General features: G+C 64.9%; 13 protein-coding genes and 1 pseudogene. 12 read left to right on the top strand and 2 right to left on the bottom strand.

The annotated features are described in order from the left end of the window. Positions 1 to 3 precede the first annotated feature (3 nt). Positions 4 to 1,353, top strand: coding sequence for an MFS transporter (locus tag LRX77_RS05980; RefSeq protein WP_442961610.1), 1,350 nt, complete (start codon positions 4 to 6; stop codon positions 1,351 to 1,353). Between the two features lie 74 nt (positions 1,354 to 1,427). Here LRX77_RS05980 and LRX77_RS05985 read toward each other — a convergent pair whose 3' ends face one another. Continuing rightward, positions 1,428 to 2,975, bottom strand: a complete 1,548-nt coding sequence (locus tag LRX77_RS05985; protein ID WP_231831983.1) for an RNase H family protein — start codon at positions 2,973 to 2,975, stop codon at positions 1,428 to 1,430. Positions 2,976 to 3,364: 389 nt separating this feature from the next. Between LRX77_RS05985 and LRX77_RS05990 the strand changes: the two genes are divergently transcribed. The 8 genes and pseudogenes from LRX77_RS05990 to LRX77_RS06025 all read left to right on the top strand — a co-directional run. Next, entirely contained in the window at positions 3,365 to 5,284 is a 1,920-nt protein-coding gene (locus tag LRX77_RS05990) for an amino acid permease (protein WP_231831984.1), read from the top strand. Between the two features lie 183 nt (positions 5,285 to 5,467). Continuing rightward, positions 5,468 to 6,835, top strand: a complete 1,368-nt coding sequence (locus LRX77_RS05995) for a C40 family peptidase (protein WP_231831985.1) — start codon at positions 5,468 to 5,470, stop codon at positions 6,833 to 6,835. Between the two features lie 338 nt (positions 6,836 to 7,173). Continuing rightward, positions 7,174 to 8,457, top strand: coding sequence for a mannose-6-phosphate isomerase, class I (manA, locus tag LRX77_RS06000; protein WP_231831986.1), 1,284 nt, complete (start codon positions 7,174 to 7,176; stop codon positions 8,455 to 8,457). 194 nt (positions 8,458 to 8,651) lie between these two features. Next, positions 8,652 to 10,268: a hypothetical protein gene (locus tag LRX77_RS06005; protein ID WP_231831987.1), complete on the top strand. Its 1,617-nt coding sequence runs from the start codon at positions 8,652 to 8,654 to the stop codon at positions 10,266 to 10,268. A 159-nt stretch (positions 10,269 to 10,427) separates the two neighbouring features. Next, the gene (locus LRX77_RS06010; RefSeq protein WP_231831988.1) at positions 10,428 to 11,165 is read left to right on the top strand and encodes a hypothetical protein; all 738 of its coding nucleotides are present in this window, start codon (positions 10,428 to 10,430) and stop codon (positions 11,163 to 11,165) included. A gap of 48 nt (positions 11,166 to 11,213) precedes the next feature. Next, positions 11,214 to 13,322: an MSCRAMM family protein gene (locus tag LRX77_RS06015; protein ID WP_231831989.1), complete on the top strand. Its 2,109-nt coding sequence runs from the start codon at positions 11,214 to 11,216 to the stop codon at positions 13,320 to 13,322. Between the two features lie 317 nt (positions 13,323 to 13,639). Beyond that, positions 13,640 to 15,589, top strand: coding sequence for a LuxR C-terminal-related transcriptional regulator (locus LRX77_RS10510; protein ID WP_231831990.1), 1,950 nt, complete (start codon positions 13,640 to 13,642; stop codon positions 15,587 to 15,589). Between the two features lie 18 nt (positions 15,590 to 15,607). Continuing rightward, a pseudogene (locus LRX77_RS06025) lies at positions 15,608 to 15,697 on the top strand (excalibur calcium-binding domain-containing protein); the annotation flags it as partial. Positions 15,698 to 16,111: 414 nt separating this feature from the next. On the opposite strand, the gene LRX77_RS06030 reads toward LRX77_RS06025, so the two are convergent. Then, a complete protein-coding gene (locus LRX77_RS06030) occupies positions 16,112 to 16,876 on the bottom strand; it encodes an SOS response-associated peptidase (RefSeq protein ID WP_231831991.1) in 765 nt (254 codons plus the stop codon). A gap of 342 nt (positions 16,877 to 17,218) precedes the next feature. Here LRX77_RS06030 and LRX77_RS06035 point away from each other — a divergent pair, with 342 nt between their 5' ends. Genes LRX77_RS06035 through LRX77_RS06045 form a run of 3 tightly spaced genes read left to right on the top strand, consistent with a single transcriptional unit; the run spans position 17,219 to position 21,484 of the window. Further along, on the top strand, positions 17,219 to 18,898 hold the full coding sequence (locus tag LRX77_RS06035; protein WP_231831992.1) for a GspE/PulE family protein: 1,680 nt from the start codon (positions 17,219 to 17,221) through the stop codon (positions 18,896 to 18,898). A gap of 37 nt (positions 18,899 to 18,935) precedes the next feature. Next, a complete protein-coding gene (locus LRX77_RS06040; protein WP_269453700.1) occupies positions 18,936 to 20,225 on the top strand; it encodes a type IV pilus twitching motility protein PilT in 1,290 nt (429 codons plus the stop codon). A gap of 23 nt (positions 20,226 to 20,248) precedes the next feature. Beyond that, complete coding sequence (locus LRX77_RS06045; RefSeq protein WP_231831993.1) at positions 20,249 to 21,484, top strand: type II secretion system F family protein; 1,236 nt, start codon at positions 20,249 to 20,251, stop codon at positions 21,482 to 21,484. The last annotated feature ends 413 nt before the right edge of the window (positions 21,485 to 21,897 follow it).

Raw genomic sequence — 21,897 nt, forward strand, 5'->3', positions numbered from 1 at the left:
GTGATGAGCGTGACTTCAGAGACATCCGCAGCCACCGCATCCACCGCAGGCGCCACCGAGCATCGCCACCTGCGCCGCTCACTCGCGGCCAGCGCAGTCGGCAACGCGCTCGAATGGTTCGACTGGACGGTCTACGCGATCTTCTCGACGTACATCGCCGGAGCACTGTTCGACCAGTCAGACAGCGTTTCAGCACTGCTCGGCACCCTATTGGTCTTCGCCGTCGGCTTCATCGCGCGCCCGGTGGGCGGCATGGTGTTCGGTGCGCTCGCAGACCGGTACGGTCGCAAGGTGGTGCTCGTGACCACGATGCTGACGACTGCGGGCGGCAGCCTGCTGATCGGTATCGCGCCCTCGTATGAAGCGGTCGGTGGCTGGGCCTCGTTCGTGCTGCTGATCGCACGCCTCGCGCAAGGGTTCGCGCATGGCGGAGAGTCGACTGCCTCGTATGCCTATGTGGCCGAGATCGCACCGCCGAAGCGACGCGGTCTGTGGTCGAGCTCGGTCTACGTGAGCATCGGCGCCGGCACCCTGCTGGCGACGTTGTTCGGCAGCCTGCTGACCAGCTTCACCACCAGCGAGCAGATGCATGAATGGGGATGGCGTGTGCCGTTCATCGCTGGCGCGCTGCTCGCCGTGGTAGTGCTGTTCATGCGTCGCGGCATGGTCGAGTCGCTGCCCGACGAGGAGCCGGCCGAGCAGTCGAGCGAAACCGGGGCCGGGAGGCCTCTCTCGCCGCGTGCGCTGTTCATGATCGGGCTGAAGATGTTCATCTTCGTCGGTGGCACCTCGGTCGTCTACTACACGTGGAACTCATTCGCGTCGACGGTGGCCATCAGCCAGCGCGGCATGGACGCGCAGGCGGCATTCACCGCGAGTCTGATCGCCCAGATCATCGGCATCGTCGCGCTGCCGTTCGCCGGCATGCTCTCTGACCGCATCGGACGCAAACCGATGCTCGTCATCTGGGCGGCGGGGTTCGCGGTGCTGGCGCTGCCACTGATGGGGCTCATCTCGACGCAATCGTGGACGCTGCTGGTCGCGCAGGCAGTGGCACTCACCCTGAACGCGTGTGCGACGGCCATCTTCGCGTGCGTGCTCTCAGAGCAGGTGCCGACTCGATACCGGACGAAGGTGCTCGGCATCTCGATGTCGTTGTCGGTCGCCGTGTTCGGCGGCACGACGCCGTACCTGAACACCTGGCTGACGTCGCTCGGGCTCGGATGGGTCTTCAACCTCTACTTCATCGCGCTGTGCGTGGCTTCGCTCATCGTGGTGCTGTCATGGCGCGAGACGGCCAAGCGCCCCTTGGCAGAGATCGAAGACGAGATTCTCGGCGGTTCGGGGCACTGAACGCAGACCTCGACCCCGCGCTGCACGGCTGAACGAGTTGTTCGTCTGGCCGTGCAGCGTTTTTGTCACGAGTCTCAGCCGCGCCGATCGCGCAGCATGATCTCGAGTGCCTCGCGCAGCACCGCGTGCTCGTGCCTCAGCTGCTGATTCTCGAGCTGCAGCTGATCGAGCAGCACGAACGGGTCGCTCGACCTCGGCATGCTGAAGACGTCGGCCCCGGCCGGGTGGCCGAGCTCGTTCGATCGAGGTGACGCAGGATGCTGAAGCAGGTCATTCTCTCGACCCGCCGGAGCCGAACTCGAGTAGGTCACGGTCTGCTCGGCCGAGGTCTCGGATGAGAAGATGCTGAAATCCGTGGCTGTGGAAGGCTCTGCCTCGAACTCGTCTGGGCTGAACTCGTCTGGGTCGAACGACGGCGCATCAGCACCTGCGATGTCGAAGAGTGCGACGTCGGGTTCTTCAGCGTTCTGCAGTGAGGTCTCGACAGGTGTGAAGGTCAGCTCTGCGTCGGCGGTCACCTCTGCGTCAGCCAGCAGATCGAAGATCGAGGCAGCGGGCGCGGGCACCGCAGAGATCGGTGCTCGCTGCGAAGCGGCCGGTGCGGGCGTCGACTGTGGCCCGGCAGATTGTGCGCGCGCAGACCGCACACTGACCGGGTGTTCGGCCCGAACCGGAACCGCGAACGGATCTGCCCAGGTCTCTTCGGGCTCGACTGCTGCATCCGCCGCATCTGCGTGGCCATCAGCGCCACCGGCGCTTTCAGGGCCCAGACCGGCAGCGGCGAGTTCGGCCGCGACTTCGGCACCTGCGCCGAACAGCGGGCTGAGCGCACCGGCCGAGGTGGGAGCGAGATAGTCCGGCACTTCGAGCTCGGCGGCGGTCTCGGCGAGCAACTCGGCAGGCAGGGCGGCGAGAGACGCGTCACGAACACCGTGCGGCGACAGGTCGAGCGTCGACGCCTGCTCAGACGTGCGCCCTGGCTCTGACATCGAACTCGTCAGACCCGCAAGACGGTCAGCCTTCTCGAGCTCATGCTGCTGGGCCTCGGCGGCGGCCGATTTCGCCGCCTGTTCGGCGGCATCCCGTTCGGCTTTGCGCGCGGTCTCGTTCGATGTGCGGCGGGCTTCGTCGAGCGCGGCCTGTACGACATCCTGCTTGGGCAGGTGCACCTGATCGGCGTCGACCTCGAGCCGGCGCATCACGGCGCGCACGACGCGGTCGACGACGTTGTTCCAATAGTCGGTGGTGTGCGCGGCCACTTTGCGCACGTCGACGCTGACGTGCTGCAGCACCTCGTGCAGGGCTTCGACGCGCGCAGACGGCACTCCCTTGACCGCCTCAGAACGGGTGGCCTTCTCGAACGCGACGATCACAGCGTGGCTGTCGGTATAGAGGGTGATGTCGTGCGCATCGGCGTGCGCCATCACGGCGGCGATCGCGGCGAGCACTTCGAGCTGGTTCACCGACGGAGCCTTGCGCATGCCCACCCAGTGATCGGGCTGCTGGCCGTCGGGGCAGGGGCGAACCCAGCCGTACACTCCGCGCTTCTCGTTCGGGTCGAATGAGGCGTCGGTGTAGACCGTGATGCTCTCTCCGGCAGCGCTGGTCTTCTTGGGTCTCATCGCCTTAACAGTAGTCGGGTGCTGGCGCGCTGTGCGCAGCAGGTTCGGCGCGCGAGCCTCGGTCTCTCAGACTGAGCCCCCGAAGGCACCCCGACACGATCAGCATTTAATGTGGCAAACGACGCACAGAACCACAAAAAACGCATACCAGACCCAGCGCTGCAGAGCTACCAGACCCAGCTCTGCAGAGCTGCCAGACCCAGCGCTGCAGAGCTGCCAGACTCAGAGCCGCCTGCCCCAGCGCCGCCTGAACTGCTGCAATCTGCACACGAAAACCACAGCATGACTAGACTATTCGCGGCATCGGCACGCATCTGCCCTCCGACCAGCAGCGCAGCGGCACCAGGCACCAGCCCGGTGCCGGCACACAGAGAGGACGTGACTCGACGATGAGTCTTTTCGCGCGCAAGACGATCACACAGGTGAACGATGATCTCGCAGATCCCGAACGCCAGCTCAAACGCGAGCTCACCGCCTGGGACATCGCGGTCATGGGCGTCGCGGTCGCGGTCGGTGCGGGCATCTTCTCGGTCGGTGCGCAGGCGGCGGCCAATTACGCGGGCCCTGCGGTCATCATCTCGTTCGTGATCGCTGCCGCGATCTGCGGGCTGGCCGTGATGAACTACGCCGAGTTCGCCTCGGCCGTGCCCGTCTCGGGGTCGGCCTACACCTTCTCGTACCTCACCATGGGCGAGCTGATCGCCTGGATCATCGGCTGGGACCTGATCCTCGAGATGCTCATGGCCGCCTCGGTCATATCGAAGTACTGGGGCATCTACGTGCGCAACGTGTTCGAGTTCGTCGGCTGGAACATTCCCACCGACGTGCAGATCGGCTCACTCACCGCCTCGTGGCCGCCCGTGCTCATCGTCGCGATCTTCACCACGCTGCTCGTGCTCGGCACGAAGCTCACCACACGCGTGAACAACGTCTTCACCGTCATCAAAGTCGGCATCACGATCTTCATCGTGCTTGCGGGCGCCTTCTACGTCAAAGCCGGCAACTTCGTGCCGTTCCTGCCGCCGAGCGAGCCCACGGCTGGTGGCGATGGGGCCGCAGGGGTCATGCACCAGACGCTCTTCAGCTTCATGATCGGGGCCGAGCCCACCCGCTACGGGGCCTACGGGCTGCTCGGCGCCGCCGCCCTGGTCTTCTTCGCGTTCATCGGGTTCGACATCGTCGCGACCACGGCCGAAGAGACCAAAGACCCGCAGCGCAATCTGCCGCGCGGTATCTTCGGGGGCCTCGCCCTGGTCTCGCTGCTCTACATCGCGGTCACCATCGTCGTCACCGGCATGGTCAGCTTTCGCGAGATGGCCGAGCAGCCCGAGCCGAGTCTCGCGACCGCGTTTCAGATCGTGGGCGCGAACTGGGTCGGCACCTTCATCACGATCGGCATTCTGGTCGGGCTCACCACGGTGATCATGGTGCTGCTGCTCGGCCTGGCGCGCATCGTCTTCGCGATGAGCCGCGACGGTCTGCTGCCTCGTGCGATCTCGCACACCTCGAAGCGCGGCACTCCTGCCCGTCTGCAGATCGTCTGTGGAATCGTCGTCGCGGTGATCGCCAGCCTCGGCGACGTGAACGAGCTGAGCGAGATGATCAACATCGGCACCCTGAGCGCCTTCGTGCTGGTCAGCTTCGCCGTGCCCGTGCTGCGCAGGCGCTACCCCGAGGTGCCACGAGGATTCCGCGTGCCCTGGTCACCCGCCCTGCCGATCATCTCAGGCGTGCTGTGCATCTGGCTGATGACGAACCTCGCGGTCGAGACCTGGCTGCGCTTCGTGGTGTGGCTGCTGGTGGGGCTCGCATTCTACTTCGGCTACAGCTACAAGAACTCGCGCGTGCGCCTCGAGGGCGGCCTCGGCTCGCTGCGTCGCACTGCGGATGCCCGGCTCAGTCCCGCCTCGGCCCTGCCCTCCGGTGAGCAGCCGAACTCGACCACACTCACGGCAACCGGCGCCGTGCTCACCTGGATCGCGGCTGCGCTCGTGCTCGTCACCGTCGTGGGGCTGTTCTCGGGGATGCTGACTCCGGCCGGATTGACCGGCACGTTCGTGTGGGCGGCGATGCTGTCCGCGGTTCCGGGGCTGGTCGTCTCGCATCTCGCGCTGCGTCGTGCCGAGAAGATCCACGATGCGCGGGTGGCGTCGGCTGATGCAGCCACATCGGAAGGCGCTCTCACGCAGCATGTGCAGGTGGCCAGCGGGGCATCGCGCGCGCTGCTCACCTCTCTGTGCATCGGCTACTCGACTGCGGCTGTCGCGGTCGTGGTCGGCATCGTGCACATCGTGGCTCTGCTCGCATAGAGTCACCAGCGTCTCAGCAGATGTCATCGAGACACAGAAACCCCCTAACCCTCAATCTGAACGTGAAACTTTTTCGACACGCCGCCTTTGAGCTTGCCCTGTGCGGGTGCCTAGACTAGGGATCGTCTTTCGCGCAGGTCTGTGCCAAGGGGTTCGACCTCACGCGTGCAACAAGGAGGATCGGTGAAGTCTCGCATCATTCCTGGGGCCAGCGCAGCTGGCCTCGCGCTCACGACCGCACTCTGGGCCGGCGTCTGGTCGGGCGTTCCCGCAGTGGCAGATCCGGTCACAGCCCCCAGCCAAGATGACGTCAACGCCGCAGCGAACGACCCTGGCAAGCGCGACAGTCTCGTGAAGCAGGTGCAGGGCACCCTCGACAAGCTCGAGGCCGATTACAACGCTGCCGCACAGGCCCGTTCTGAGGCCGAGTCGCAGAGTGCACAGGTGCAGCAGCGCCTGTCTGACGCGATCGGCTCGTTCGTCGACCTGCAGGTGCAGGTGCAGAACGCGCAGCAGACGGCGGATGCCTCCAAGCGTCAGGCCGGTCAGGTCACGGCCCAGCTGGCACGTGGCGGGGGGTCGGTCGCGAACTCCCAGCTCTCGACGGTCGTCGGCGTCGCCGACGCCGACGACGCGCTGAAGCGCATGGCCGCTCTGGACAAGCTCGGGGGCGACGTCGACGGCAAGGTCAAGGGTGCGCTCGCCGACGCGAACACCCTCTCGGCCCTGCGTGACCAGACGCAGTCGCAGCAGCAGGCGCTCGAGCAGCTCGCCGACGAATACGACCAGCGCACCCAGGCCGCCCAGCAGACCGCGCAGCAGGCCTACGACCTGTTCAACGGTCAGACCGACGAGGTCGTGACGCTTCGTGGCCAGCTTGCTCAGCTGCAGGGGCAGAACGCCGACCAGGCCAAACAGCAGGCGCAGGCGGAGCGCACCGCCGCGGCGCAGAAGATCGCACCGGTCTCAGCCGGCGACGAAGCGAACTTCAACACCGGGGCAGCTCCTGCCGTGGTGCAGCGTCCTGCTGCGGTGGCAGCCCCCGCAGCTTCTCCGGCCCAGACCTCGTCGTCGCCGCAGCACACCTCGACATCGACCTCGACGCCGGCCCCGGCTCAGACCTCGACTCCGACGCCGGCCGCTCAGACGAAGCCGGCGGCCACGCCGACTCCGACGCCGGCTGCTCCGGCCTCCACCGGCAGTCGCGGTGCGGCGGTCGTCGGCACCGCACGCCAGTATCTCGGCACGCCGTATGTCTGGGGAGGCACCACGCCAGCCGGCTTCGACTGCTCCGGCTTCACCTCGTGGGTCTTCGCACGCAACGGCGTCTCGCTGCCGCGCGTCTCGCAGGCGCAGATGAACGTCGGCACGGCGGTCTCGATCGATCAGGCGCAGCCCGGCGACCTCGTGTGGATGAACGGCGGCGGCCACGTCGGCATCTATCTCGGTGGCAACCAGGTGATCCACGCGCCGAAACCCGGCGACGTGGTCAAGATCTCACCGCTCGTCGGCGGCTGGTGGTCGAACTGGGGCATTCGCCGAGTGCTCTGACCTCGCGAAGCGCGCAGCGATCGGTCAAATTGGCACAGTTGCTGTCAGATTTCTAAGAAATCTGGAGCAGCGCCAGACAGATCGAGCAGAAACAGATAGTATCTTTCTTAGCCCGAGGATCTGAGTCACCCCCCCCGACCGGATCCTCGGGTTTCTTTATACGCTTTTCAGCAGTGGTGCCGTTGCAGTGTTGCTGCGTGCTGCGGCGACGCATCGACTCATCCGCCGCAATTCACCCTCGGATTCGCCCGATATCGCGTCAGATCGTGTCCACCGAGTTTTCCGCAGGTATCGCCTCAGCAGCACATGTCGTGTGCGGCGACGCTACGATGACAGAGATGTCACTGCTGATCGACAATGAACCACGCGACTATGACTGGGGCACTCCCGGGGGCATGGCGCGGCTGCGCGGTGTTCCGTCGCGGCGATTCCACACCGCCGGCGCCTTCGTGGCGAGCGAGGCCACCGCACCCGCTGCTGCGGCTTCAGCGTCGACGCCGACCGACACCACACCCGAAGCCGAACTCTGGCTGGGCACCCACTCCACCTGGCCTTCGGTCGTCGTGTCCGGCCCGTACGAGGGCAGACCCCTGCCCGAGGTGCTGCAGGAGCTCGACCGCCCTGCCGACATCGGCTATCTCTTCAAGCTGCTCTCGGTCGAGCGACCGCTGAGCGTGCAGGTGCACCCAGACGCCGATCAGGCGAACGAGGGCTTTGTGCTCGAGAATGCGATGAATGTGCCGCTCAAGGCCGCCGTGCGCAACTATAGCGACCCGAACGCCAAGCCCGAGATGGTCTACGCGCTGAGCGAGTCGTTCGACCTGCTCGCTGGCTTTCGCGATGCAGAAGACGTGATCGCCGACGTCGAGCTGATTCTGCGCAGCTGCCAGTCGCGCACCGAAGAGATCATCTGGCTCGAGCTGCTGCACGCGCTGGTCGAAGACGACCCGATCGAGGCTGCGGTGCGGTGGATGCTGCAAGACGACGCGGTGTTCGGCCGCGCGCTGGCCAATCAGATGCATATTCGCTTCATCGGCGGGTTCGGCGTCTGTGCGAACGAACGCGACGACGTGCTGCGCCGGCTCGACCAGTATTACCCGGGCGACCGCGGCGTGCCGTTCGGGCTGCTGCTGCGCCACGAGACGCTGCAGCGCGGCCAGTCGATCTACCTGCGCCCGCGCACGCCGCACTGTTATCTGCACGGCACAGGTCTCGAGCTGATGGGGCCGAGCGACAACGTGCTGCGTGCCGGGCTCACCTCGAAGCACGTCGACGACCACGAGTTTCTGAAGGTGCTCGACTTCGAGCCGTCAGCGCCGAAGCACCTGTACGAGTATCACAAGAACGATGTGGTCGAGGTGCAGGCCGAGGGTGCCGGTCTGCGACTCACGTTCGCGCATGTGGGCGACGGGCAGCGCGCCCGTGTGCCGTTCCATGACGGTGACATTGCCTACGTGATGCATCACCACGGAGACGGGCGTCTGCTCATCGACGACGCAGACGGCTCTCGGCTGACCGTGGGCGAGGGGCAGGCGGCCGTGCTGGTCGACGCCCGCGAACTGCGCCTCGTCGCCCCCGCACAGGGCCACGCCACAGTCGTGGTCGCCGGCCGCGACGGCTGACCAGTCTTCGCCTGGGCCCCGGTCGGTGCTCCATGCGACCACTGCCGTGACGAGAGCGACGCGGCCGATTCAGAGACCTTGGATCGCCTGCTCGGCGACGACGCCCGCCGAGTAGGCTTGGGACGTTGAGATTCGGCAGCCAAGCGAGGCCGGTCGAATTCTGTGTGCTTTTTCTGCTCAAGGGGGAATGACGCGTGACGTCCGAGAACGAACGACCTGACAAGATCAGACAGCACGGCGCGCCGCCGCCACGGCTTGCGCAGGCGCCCCGTGACGCAGATCTCGAAGAAGAGACCGTCAAGGCACAGGCCGCCTGGCCTGCTGACGAGCGACAGTTCTCTGAGACCACGCACATCGTTGGCACCGATGCCGAAGCCACGCAGATCGTCGGGCAAGTCGGGCAGGGCGTCAGCGAGGCAACTGCGCAGCACTACGGCGGCTGGCAGTCTGGCGCTGCCGAGTACGCCGGTGGGGGCACGGCCGCGGGCGGTTATAACGCCGCCGCAGGCGGCTACGGCACTGGCGCTGTCTCCGACGGCTACGGCACGACCGCAGCGTATGAGAGCACCGCATACCAGCAGGGGGGCATGACACCGCCACCGGGACCCGACGATGGCACCGGCTGGGCCGGCAACGGCAACGCCGCCTGGGGCGGCGGTGAGCTCGTCGGCGCGCTGAGCGCCGACGAGCTGCAGCAACAGCGTCGCAGGCAGAAGCACCGGTGGATCGTCATCATCATGGCCATCGTCTGCGTCGGTCTGCTGGTCGCTGCCGGCTTCATCGCGCGTGCGATCGGCAACAGCTCGACCTATGGCCCGGAGGCTCGTGCCAAGGCCTACCTGCAGGCCGTGGTCGACGGCGACGTCGATCACGCGCTCGAACTGTACCGTCCCAACCTGAGCACCGATCAGCGTGCGCTGCTGACCTCGGAGGTCTTCGGAGCATCCTCGGCCAGGCCGACGGCGTTCACGATCGACAGCACGACGATCTCGGGCGACACTGCCACGGTCAACGCAGCCTTCACGATCGACTCGAAGAGCTACCCGCTCACCATCGCGCTGCAGAAGCGCGGGCAGCAGAGCGTCATCTTCGACGACTGGGCGTTCACCGGTGGCGGCCTGGAGCAGATCACGGTGAGTTCGCCCGACGCCGTCGACACGGTCAACGGCGTGAAGGTTCAGCTCGGCAGTGCGACAGAGATCTCGGTGCTGCCCGGGGCGTATACGTTCGCTCCACAGCAGAACAGTCAGTACGTGACGTTCGGCGAGCCGGTGACGGTCAAAGCGTTCACCGCTGGTGATGCGGATGCCGCCTCAGTGGCGTTCACAGAGTCCTGGTCGCAGCTGGGGCGCGACTATGCGGTCAACCAGGTGAAGAGCCGCATCGCCGAGTGCATGCAGTCTGACAAGTTCGAGCCCGAGGGATGCAAGCATCTGAAGATGGACGATCCCGGCTCGTATGCCGTCACAGGCATACATCGGTCGTGGTCGGGGCAGCCCACGATCACGTTCCAAGACGAAACCGTGCAGCAGTCGTCCCGATCGGGCGGCTGGGGTGGGTCGTCGTATTCGAATCAAGGTCAGAGCGGTCAGAGCGGCCAGAGCGGCACGGGGGAGTCCAAAGGCTCGACTGCTGGATCGGTCGTGCTCACCGGCGGCGATATGCACATCGACTACAAATGGCGCTACGACGACCAAGACGACTGGGTGAGCGACTCCCGGGTGAACAGCGGGGTCTTCGACTACACGACCGTCGTGCCGGTGTCGATCGGGGCCGACGGCACACCGCAGCTCGATTTCAGCTCGTTCTGAGGCTGACCGGGGAGGTGCGGAGAGCAGCACCTCTGCTCGATCAGACGCCATCTGACACGCTGCTGCCCTCTCCTCACCTCCAGGCTGTTTTGGGGTGAACACGGGGGTGAAATACCTCGATTTCTGATCTCTCGCTCAAGCAGACTGCCTAGATTCGGGTTGTCGTGCGATGCATTCGCCGCCAGCTCGAACCTGTTCGGCGTGCAGAGCGCCTCTGCGGCGACGAACGCGACGATCACTGAGTCGAAGATCACTGACTATGCCGGCGATGTGCCCGCGTTCACTGACGGAGACAAGTTCAAGCTGAGTATTGACTGGGCTTTCGACAAGACCCCGACAGACCTGCCCGCCGTGATCGATGTGACTCTGCCAGCTGAACTGAATGTCTCATCTGACCCGGGTTTTGATCTGATGGGGTCTGACGGAAGGCCCGCTGGAAAGTGTGTGATCACGGCCGCAGCGGGCGGGGCCCACGTGCTCTGCACCATCGACGACAGCTATGTCGCCGAGCACCCGAACAATCTGCACGGCGGGCTCGAGATCGCAGGCACGCTCGATGTCAAGAACACCGAAGAAGAGCACAAGAGCTTTCCGATCGGAGACTCGACGACCAACGAGATCACCGTGCTGCCCAAGGTCGAGCCGGGGCACTGCACCGAGAACTGCGAGTACACCGGCGAGAATCGGTGGAAGTCAGAGTGGCTCACGAAAGATGACTCCGGCAGCTACGTCAACTGGACGATGAGTGTGCCAGCCCCTGCCACAGGGTTGGCCCCGGGGAGCAGCATCGCAATCGTGGACACGACCGACGACCCGTCGCTGCTCGCTGGGTTCGACCCGAGCTCGGTACGTGTGCAAGAGAACGCCGTCGAGGCCGAAGGCGGGCTGGGCTGGTGAGGGCCGGCCGGCGACCAGTGGAAGTACCTCACCGCTGCCGATGACTCCATGCTCGGCCTTCAGGTGTCGTCATCGACTTCGGGCGGCGTCACAACGACCAAGATCTCGTTCACGGCACGTGATGTCACAGGCAAGTACACGCTGAAAGACGGGCAGAAGTTTCTGAACGGCGATGCCGCTCCGCAGGCGATCTACCGAGTCTCACTGCGCATGAAGATCGACGAGACGGTCAAAGCCCCCACCGTGGGCACGGCATACCGCAACGCCTACACCGTCATGGTCGATGGGCAGGGTGACACGTCGAACCCCGCCAGGAGCGAGTCGGTGAGCGACTTCTCAGGGGCCTGGGTCATCGGCAGCAAGCAGGGCGGCCTGCTGGTCTCCAAGAAGCTCAGCGGCACCGCCGCAGACGACGTCAAGAAAGACCTTGCTTACACGATTGACTATTCGGTGCGCAACGTTGATCTCAGCGAAGGCAGAAAAGGGTCGTTCAAGGTCTATGCCGACGGCAGCCAGACCGCATCGCCCTACTTCGAACAGGGCGAACGAGTCACCATCGACGAAGTCATTCCATCGGGCACCGACGCGATCGGCTGGGGCACGCCGAAGCTCTTTCTCGGCGACGATGAGAGCACGCCGATCGACCTGCCCTACTCCTTCGACATCGACGGGCAGACGGGATCGGGGCATGCCGCGATCGGGAGTCTCAGCGATCTGACGATCAAGAATGTCGCTGATCTCAAGCCGACCACAGGCTTCTCGGTTGCGAAGGCTCTGGCGAACGCCGATGGAGCTCTCGGCCTGCCTGCCAACTACAGCGTGCACTACGAGTACACGTACGGCGCCGACGCCCTGGGCTACCAGAAGAGCGGCAGGGGCGACATCACCGTCGACCCTGCTGGTACCGCGGGCAATTCGGAGAATGACATCCCCGTCGGCGCGACGGTGACGCTCTCAGAGGCGAAGCCGAGCGACACCGCGAACATCACCTGGGCAGACCCCGTGTTCGCGCCTGCCTCTGCAGGCGATGTGTACACCATCACGGCTGACGGCAGGCTGAAGCCCGCCACTGGTGATGCCGCAGACCACGCCACCGTCACGAACACCGTGAGTCTGCGCAAGGGCACCTTCAGCGTCAGTAAGAAGCTGGACGGCACCGGCACCGAGCTGGCCGACGCAGACCGTGATTACATCGGCACGTGGTCGTACCCGGCCAAAGAAGGGGTCTATGCCGCCGGCCAGGGGGAGTGGTCGGTCAAGGCCAGCGCCACCTGGACGTCGCCGCAGGTACCCGCGCGTGCTGTGGTGACTGTGCACGAGACCGCCCCGCAAGGGGTCGGCAGCGCGACCTGGCAGACTCCCGATGACCAAGAGGTCACAGTTGGAGAGAACGCCAATGTCGCGGTCACCTTCACGAACACACTCGACCATGACCCGGGCACCGTGACCTGGCAGAAGACCGACGCGACGTCGGGCGCCAAGCTCGCGGGCAGCGAATGGTCTCTGGTCGGCCCCGACGGCAAGGTCACGACTGTGGTCGACAACGGCGCGGGCGATGAAGATCCCGAAATCGGTGCGCTCAAAGTCAGCGGTCTGGCCTGGGGCGACTACGCACTGACCGAGACCAAGGCCCCGACCTGCTACCTACCCACGACGCAGAACCTCAAGGTCTCGATCGGCCAGAACGCGGTGAACGTGACGCTCAACGCGATCACCAACCAGCGCATCCCCGGTTCGCTGACCTGGCAGAAGACCGATGCGACCACGGGCGACGCGCTCGCGGGCAGTGAATGGTCTCTGGTCGGCCCCGACGGCAAGGCCACGACTGTGGTCGACAACGGCGCGGGCGATGAAGATCCCGAAATCGGCGCGCTCAAAGTCAGCGGCCTCGCCTGGGGTGAGTACACGCTGACCGAGTCGAAGGCGCCGCAGGGGTATCAGCTCGACGCTACCGCGCACCCCGTGACGATCGACGCCGAGCACGTCTCGATCGATCTCGGGGCGATCACCAATGCTGCCGATCCTGTGCCGCCGGTGACGAACAGCGGTGACCTCGCTCGAACTGGTCTCACGGTGGGTGGCATCGCTGCGGGTGCAGCGCTCGTCTCCGCCGGAGCAGCACTGCTGATGACACGCCGTCGTCAGCGGGCTGAATGAAAGATGACAACTGAATAGCCAGCCTCTTCAGCCCCTTGAGGCGGCAGACGTCAGCGGTTTCGGCCTCTGGCGTCGCACGAAGCGAGTCGTGTGCTTGACCACCAGGCACACGACTCGCTTCGCGCAGTCGAGGTGGTCGGTCACCACGCGCGAATCCTGGAATCAATGTGCGCCACCAGAGAAGGGGGGTGCGTCGTTGGGCCGTGCCTGTCGGGCAGTTAGTATGGTGTGTACGGCCAGAGCTTGTCGTTCTCGGGCGACGATGTCAGGACGCGGAGCATTTGCTTCGGCCTGAGGTGATGTGGATGGGTGGTTGCGTGACGAGTTCGGCGAGCACTGATTCCACGAGAGCACCCCTGATTGATGCTGCAGAGCTGCTGGCCCTTGTGGACAATGACGCTGATCTCGCCAAGCGTGTGACGCATGAGGCGGGTCGTCTGCAACCGGTCGTCGATGTCATGCTCGGCCGCGGTCGTGCTGTCGGTAACGTTGATGATGCGGCTCTCGGCGTGCTCACGAATCTGCATCTCTCTGAGCGCGAAGTCGACTTCTTCTCGGCCATGGCTCTGCCTGTGGCGTTAACGCACAGCCTCGCCGTCGAACTCTGGCCCGACAGTGATTTTTCTGATCTGCTCGACGGCATGATGGCCAACGGGCTGATCTCGCGTGCTGACGACGACGTCACTGTAATCGGCCGGGTGCCTGAGGCGTTGCGAAGAGTCGTCCGACAAGAGTGCCGACGACGGCGCCCGGACACATACAGACAGAACATGCAGCGCGTTCGCGAGGCGATGAAGAAGACGGAGCAGCCGCCCGCAGCACGGCTGCAGCAGGCCTTCGAAGACCAGGACGTCACCAGCATGATCGAGGTGCTGCGGCCGAACCTCTATTCCCTGACCAGCGAAGTTCCCCACCTGATGCACCGTGCCCTCCGTGCACTGCCGCCAGAGGTGCAGACCTCTCACCCCGATCTGATGTTCTGTCGAGCATTTCTCGCTGCACAGGCGAAAGTGCCCGTCACGGACTCAACGAAGGTCGGGGCACTCGAACTCGAAGAATGCACTCGCTCGCCGTCACGCGAACTTCGTCTGCTCAGCAGCATCCTGATTCTGCGCCTGCGGCAAAGCTACGCCGAGAGCGACCGGGCCGCCGAACCCCTGCGAACCAGCACGATCGCGGTATCGCGGCTGCATACCGGTCTGTCTGCCCTGCTCGCCGGGCGCTACGCGACGGCCGCCAGAGATTTCGAGGCGACGCTGCAGATCGCCACCCGCGACGGTGACCGAATGCTGTGCCGCGATGCCGAGAGCAAACTCGCAGTCACGCGTGTGCTCATGGGAGACATCGTGGCTGCAGACCGACATCTGCGTCATCTTCGCACGCTGCCCAAGCCGACCGGGCGCATTCGCGAGATGGTGTGCTGCGGTGAATATACGGCGGCGCTCTTCATCGCCGCTGAGCGCCTGGACCGAGCCGAAGCCGAACGGCTGATCGGCCTCACTCAGGCTGCAGCCTACTGGCATGACGAGCTCTGGCCTTTTCTGCTGTTGGCCTATCGTCGTGCGGTACAGGTGCTCGGTGTGCCGAGCCTCCTGACGGCGATTCTCGAAGAGATTCGCCCCATGGTGCCGGCCGCAGACGAGATGCCGGCACAGATCGTGACGATCTGTCAGGTTGAGACGATGATCTCTGCTCGTCATCTGGGCGCGGCGCACACGCTGGCTGGCCGTCTCTCTACACTGGCAACTCCGATCGCGCTGCCGACGCGCGCCCGTCTGGCGTTGTATGCCGGAGACTTTCTGGGAGCTTCTGATCTGTCGGGGAAGGCATTGTCATTCGACTCGCTCGGCCCGCTCGCCCGAGCTGAAGCGATGACGCTCGCCGCATGCGCCGCATGGCACACCGGGCGCAGCGCTGAGGCGCAGTCTATGCTGCGGGAGGCTGCCGCTATCGCAGATCTCCAGGGCGGACGACGCTCGCTGGCAGTCGTTCCCGGCAATTTGATGGCACCGCTCTATGCAGCGTGTGAGATTGCCGCTCCGCACTCTCTGGTGCCAGATGTGCTCCCTCGGCCAAAGCTGCCTCCGACTCTGCTGCATCTCGTGCAGCTCATTTCTCAGGGGAGGTCAAACAGCGAGATCGCGAATGAGCTGCACGTGTCGACGAACACGGTCAAAAGCAATATTCAACGGCTCTACCGAGCGCTTGACGTGCACAACAGGAAAGAGCTGCTTGCTGTTGCTGCAGAACGCGGCCTGCTGCGCTGAGCTGGCGCTGCGGCCCGCCGAGCAGGCGAGGCGTCACTGTACCAGGGGCAGCCCGGTTACTCGTACAAGCTCGATCGTGATCGCGACGGCATCGCGTGTGAGAAGTGAGCCAGCCGGTACCGGTATGCCATAGCCGGTGGAATTCAGGTGCGATTCGGGTGATTTGAACGCCGGCCGAACTCCTGCACAGGGCAAAGGGGCGGTGCACTGAGCAGCGAGTTCAGCCGGTGGTTCAATCAGAAGCTATCTAACGCACCCGCGCGAGAACGCCGCTATACACGGAACTTGCGGGCTGAGAGGCAATCGCCGCGGGTTGCGTTGCGGGTTTTGCGGGGGCAGTCTCACTCTGCTGTCATGTCGGTCGCGCAGCGCACCGTCGCGCCAGTCCGGTGAGCACTTTTCGTGGTTTACGTCGGCGATAACCACAAATACCGGAGATCCAATGTCGGGTTTCGCCACGGCAGTGCGCTCCAGGTGGCAGCGCGGTGCCTTCCTGCGCTGGGGTGCAGGGCTTCTCTCCGGTCAGACAGGCTCAGTCAGCTCAGGGCCATCACCGCGCAGCGCAGCGACCTCGTGCCACGAGAGCGACTCGGCGGTGGCAGCGCTCGCGGTCGCGACCTCGTGCGCGAGTGAACTGCCATCGATGTCGGGGGCGAGCCAAGCGTCGAGCAGCCCTCGGCCTCCCGCGCTGGAATCCAGCATGACGGGCATGCGATCGTGCAGCCAGGCGAGACCAGGAGCAGCAGGTTGTGTGAGCACCGTCGCGGTGAGCACCCAGCCGTCACCGTGTGCACCGGGTTCGACTGCAGCATCCGTCGCCGCATCTGGCGCACCGCTTGCCACGGACGCGCAGAGCTCGCCGGCGCTCGGATCGCGCCACCAGCTGTAGAGCCCGGCCAGTACGAGCGGCGTCGACTCAGACTCGGCATGCACGAAATACGGTCTCTTCGCCCTGCCGACGGTCTCCCATTCGTAGTACCCGTCGACTGGGAAGATGCACCGGCGGCGCTTCATCGATGCACGAAAGGTCGGCTTCTGCACGGCGGTCTCGATGCGCGCGTTGAACGTCGGAAACCTGAGCTTGAGCTCCTTCGACCAGGGCGGCACCAACGACCAGCGTGCCGGCGTGAGCCGGCGGATGCCGTCTTTGTCTCCGTCTGCGACGACCAGTGCGCTCTGGGTCGGCTTGAGATTCCAAGTGGGGGTGAAGCCGGCGGTGTCATCCTGTTCGACGTCGAACAGGGCGACGTAGTCTGAGGTCTTGGCCTGAACGATGCGTCCGCACATGGTCTGAGGGTAGCGGGTGGGAGGCGGGCATCGTTTCGCTGCACCGAGCACCGTTTCGCTGTGCCGAGCACCGTTCCGTCACGAATGCAGGAATTTCAGCGAAACGGTGTGCGCTCTGGCGAAACGGCGCGCTCAGGTGGAGCGGCTTGGGCGGGTGAGTGCGTGCGCGCGTGAGTGGGGGAGCGCGCATCTGCGCCCGCTGCGAGGCGCAAGAGGAAACCGGTGACAGCGCTGCGCCGGGCATGCTCGAGCTCGACAGCACCAGGCTCGACTAAACTGAACGGTGCGGCGAGTCCAGCCGCGTCAGCAGCACGAGCTGCTTCAGCCGCGCGAAAGGGGCAAATGGCCATGGCATCTCTGGTGCCCGCGCTCGTCGTGCACGGCGCACTGTCTGCGACAGAGGCGCAGTCTGTGCCGCCCGAGGTGCTCGGCACTTCGCGCGAGGCGTCTTGGCTGCTCGAGCACACGAAGGTCAACGGCACGGTGCTGGCCAAACAGCTTGCAGAGCACGAGCATCTGGAATACGTGTCTCTGGCCGATCAGGCCATCGACCCTGAGGCCGTCAAACTGGTGCCGGCGCACGTCTGCCGTCGTGACGAGGTGCTGCCGATCGGCTTCGGCCCCGACGGCTCGCTCAGACTCGCGATGCTCGATCCCTCGAACGTGCTGGCCATTGACGACGCTCAGCTGTCATCAGGGCGCATGGTCACCCCGGTCATCGTCGCCGATGCCGACCTGAGCGCGGCGATCAACAAGTACCACCGCTCTGACAAAGAGCTCAGCGACCTCACCACCGCAATCAGTGAAGAGATTCAGCAGCGTCAGCTTGACCTGACCCAGACTGCCGATGAAGACGATGACAGCGCGCCGATCGTTCGGCTCGTGAATCTGCTGATCAGCCAGGCGATTCACGACCATGCGAGCGACATCCACATCGATCCAGGTGAGAAAGAGTCAGTCGTGCGCTACCGCGTCGACGGTGTGCTGCGCGAGGTGCAGCGCGCGTCGTCTGAGATCCACTCCGGGCTCGTCTCCCGCTTGAAGATCATGGCCGGCATGGACATCGCCGAGAAACGGGTGCCGCAAGACGGGCGCTTCACAGCATCCACCGGCGAGCGGCGGGTCGATCTGCGCGTCGCCACCCTGCCCACTGTCTGGGGCGAGACCGTGGTGATGCGACTGCTCGACGCCAAGGCCGCGCCCCAACGTCTCGACGATCTCGGCTTCGAACCCGACCAGCTGCAGCAGTTTCGCTCGGCCATTCACAGCCCGCACGGGCTGGTGCTCGCGACTGGGCCCACCGGGTCGGGCAAGTCGACGACGCTGTATGCCGCCCTGCGCGACGTGGCCAGCGACGCGGTCAATGTGATCACGGTCGAAGACCCGGTCGAGTTTCGCTATGCCGGCATCAACCAGATTCAGGTGAACCCGCGGGCGGGTCTCACCTTCGCACGAGTGCTGCGCGCCATTCTGCGCGCCGACCCCGACATCGTGCTGATCGGCGAGATTCGTGATGAAGAGACCGCGCGCATCGCCATCGAAGCGTCGCTGACCGGCCACCTGGTGCTGGCCACGCTGCACACCAACGACGCCGCAAGTGCGATCACTCGACTCTCGGAGATGGGCGTCGAACCATATCTGATCACGTCGGCTCTGAGCGCGGTGGTGGGGCAGCGGCTGGCACGTCAGCTGTGCCCGACCTGCCGTCGTGAGCATGTGATTCCGGTGACACAGGCGCAGAAGCTCGGATTGGCCGGGCCCGCCGCCGCTGACGACGTCGTGGTCTACGAGCCTGTCGGCTGCAGCCAGTGCCAGCACACCGGCTACAAGTCGCGCGTCGGCCTGCGCGAAGTCATGCGCATGACTCCCGAGCTGGCGCGCCTCGCCCTGCACGGTGCGCAGAGCGACGAGATCGCTGCCGCAGCGGTGCAGCAGGGCACCGTGCTCATGCGTGATGACGGCTGGCAGAAAGTGCGTGAGGGGCGCACGACGATTGAAGAGGTGCTCCGTGTCGTTGCCTGACGAAAGCCGTCGCGCCCGTCGGGCGACAGATCCGGTGATGACGCCCGCTGGTCGCTCCAGCGATTCGAACGGTGTGAGCCAAGACCTGAAGACGCATGCGAGTGCCGTGACCGGGCATTCCGAGCTGAGCGACGGGCCAGAAGTTCGGCACCAGTCGGCGGTCGAACGCCCGGTGAGCGAGCTGCCCCGTCGCCATGACGACGAACGCGTGCGCGCCCTGCTGTTTCACACCATGGACATTCACCTGTCGAGCTGTCTCGAGACCGTGGTGCAGTGCGATGCGTCAGACCTGCACATCGGAGCGGGGAAGCGACCGTCGATTCGCGTCGATGGCGACCTGCAGCACATGCCAGACTTCGACGAGCCATGGTCGGCGGCCAAAGTCGGCTCTGCCGTGCGCTCGATCATCACTGAAGCCGAGTGGGAGCGCTTCAACGACGAGCTCGAACTCGATCTGTCCATCGACATGAGCGATGATTATCGGTTCCGCGTCAATCTGTACTTCGACCGGCACGGGGCTGCAGCCGCTTTCCGGCTGATTCCCAACGAGATCCGCACGTTGAGCCAGCTGGGCATGCCCGATTCTGTCGAGCGCCTTGCACAGCTGCAGCGTGGGCTCGTGCTGGTGACCGGGCCGACCGGTTCGGGCAAGTCGACGACTCTCGCCGCGCTGCTCGACCGGGTCAACCGCACCAGGCGCTGTCACATTCTCACCGTCGAAGACCCGATCGAGTTCGTGCATCACGACATCGAGTCGGTGGTGAACCAGCGTGAGGTCGGTCGTGACACAAGGTCGTTCAGCCAGGCGCTGCGACGGGCCCTGCGTCAGGACCCCGATGTGATTCTGGTCGGCGAGCTGCGTGACCACGAGACCATTCAGGTCGCACTGACCGCGGCAGAGACCGGGCACCTCGTGCTCTCGACACTGCACACCCAAGACTCGGTGCAGACCGTTGACCGCATCATCGATGTGTTCGCCTCGGATCAGCAGGCTCAGATTCGCACCCAGCTTGCCGGCACGCTCAAGGCTGTCGTCTCGCAGACGCTGATGCGCCGCGTCGGCGGCGGTCGTGTCGCCGCGAGCGAGATTCTGATCGAGACTCCGGCCATCTCGAACATGATTCGCGAGGGCAAGACGCACATGCTCTACTCTGCCGTGCAGGCCGGTCGTGAGCAGGGAATGCGCACACTCGACCAGCATCTCGCCCAGCTGGTGGGTCGAGGCGAGGTGCAGCGTGACGACGCGCTGTCGCTGTCGCGCGACCCTGCGGCCTTCAAAGCGCTTGAGAACAGATTCACCGACTTCGGCGGGTTCACCGCCCGCTGAGGGCACGAGCAGGCAGAGCAGACATGGCAGAAGACACCACCTACCGCTATCAAGGCGTCGACCAGAAGACCGGCAAGAGGGTCACCGGGCGCATCTCGGCGCCCAATCAGCGTGCGGCTGCCCACAAGATCGCGACGCTCGGGGCCGTGCCGACCCAGATCGACGAGGTCAGTGCTGAGGGGCTGAATCGCGAGCTGCACATCCCGGGCCTGAAATCGCGTCCCAAGCTCAAAGAGCTGGCGATGTTCGCCCGGCAGATGGCGACGCTCGTGGGCGCGGGCCTGCCTCTGGTCACAGCGCTCAGCACGACGCGTCAGCAGCTCGACGACAAGACGCTCGTCGCTGCCCTCGACACCGTGCGCATGCAGGTGGAACAGGGCGTCGGGCTCTCATATGCACTGGAGCAGCAGAAAGAGGTGTTTCCTCAGCTCTTCGTGAGCCTGGTGCGAGCCGGTGAGGTCTCGGGTTCGCTCGACGTGGCGCTCAACGGCATCGCAGAGACCTATGAGAACGAGGTCAAGCTGCACGATGACATCAGGGGGGCCTCGACCTACCCGGTGATCGTGCTGATCATCGCCTTTCTCGCCGTCATCGGCATCACCTGGTTCATCGTGCCGATCTTTCAGCAGATGTTCTCGCAATTGGGCGGTCAGCTGCCGCTGCCCACGCAGATTCTCGTGTCGATGAGTCATGTGATGCCCTGGCTCGGGCCGGTGCTGATCGCCGGAGTGCTCGCGTTGGTCATCGCCTACCGGCTCAACCGTGACAACAAGCGTCTGCGGCATGTGATCGACCCGTTCGTGCTGCGCATTCCCGTGATCGGCACGCTGGTGGGCAAGGTCGCCGTCGGGCGTTTCGTGCGCAACCTGGCACTGCTGACAGGCGCTGGCGTGCCGCTGACCCAGGCACTCGACACGGTCGGGCAGACCGCCGGCAATGTGGTCGTCGAAGACGCTGTCTTGCGAATCGGGGCATCTGTGCGTGAGGGCGAGGCGCTGTCGTCGGCGATGGGGCGCGAGAAGGTCTTTCCGCCGACCGCGGTGCAGATGGTTGCGGCGGGCGAGACTTCAGGCGCGCTCGATGACATGCTCAAGCGCGTCGCCGGCTATTACGACCAAGAGGTCAAGTCAGCGACAGAGCGTCTGACCCAGGCCATGGAACCTGTGCTGATCGTGGTCATGGGCGTGGTGATCGGCGGCATGGTCATCGCGCTGTACCTGCCGATGTTCCAGATCAACTCGTTGATCGGCAAGAGCTGACTGGGCGAGTGGGTCTGCCTGGCTTCTCTCGGCGTGACGAGGAGCGGGCGCGGTAGCTGCCGAGATTGCGATTGTGTGCGGGTGTTCTGCGCGTTGAGATTGTGTGCGCGGGTGCGTTTCGCGCGTTGAGATTGCTCATGTGCTCGCATGCGCGCACATTGTGAATTGACACTGCACTTCTGAACCCATTGCGGACCGTGACTGCGCGTCTGTTCGCATGACGCATTGAGATTGCACATCTGTACGCATGGCGCATTGAGTTTGCGAGAATGCGTGCTTCAGAGCGGGCGGTTTCAGGTGGTGAGTGCAACATGTTCTTTTGGAGGGTGTTGTGCGGCATGTGGGGTTGGTTGAGCGGGTTGGTGTGATCGAGCGGGTGCTCGCGGGTGAGCGTGTGGAGGATGTTGTCGCTG

Source organism: Pseudoclavibacter sp. 13-3 (assembly GCF_021168475.1).
Classification (GTDB): Bacteria; Actinomycetota; Actinomycetes; order Actinomycetales; family Microbacteriaceae; genus Pseudoclavibacter_A.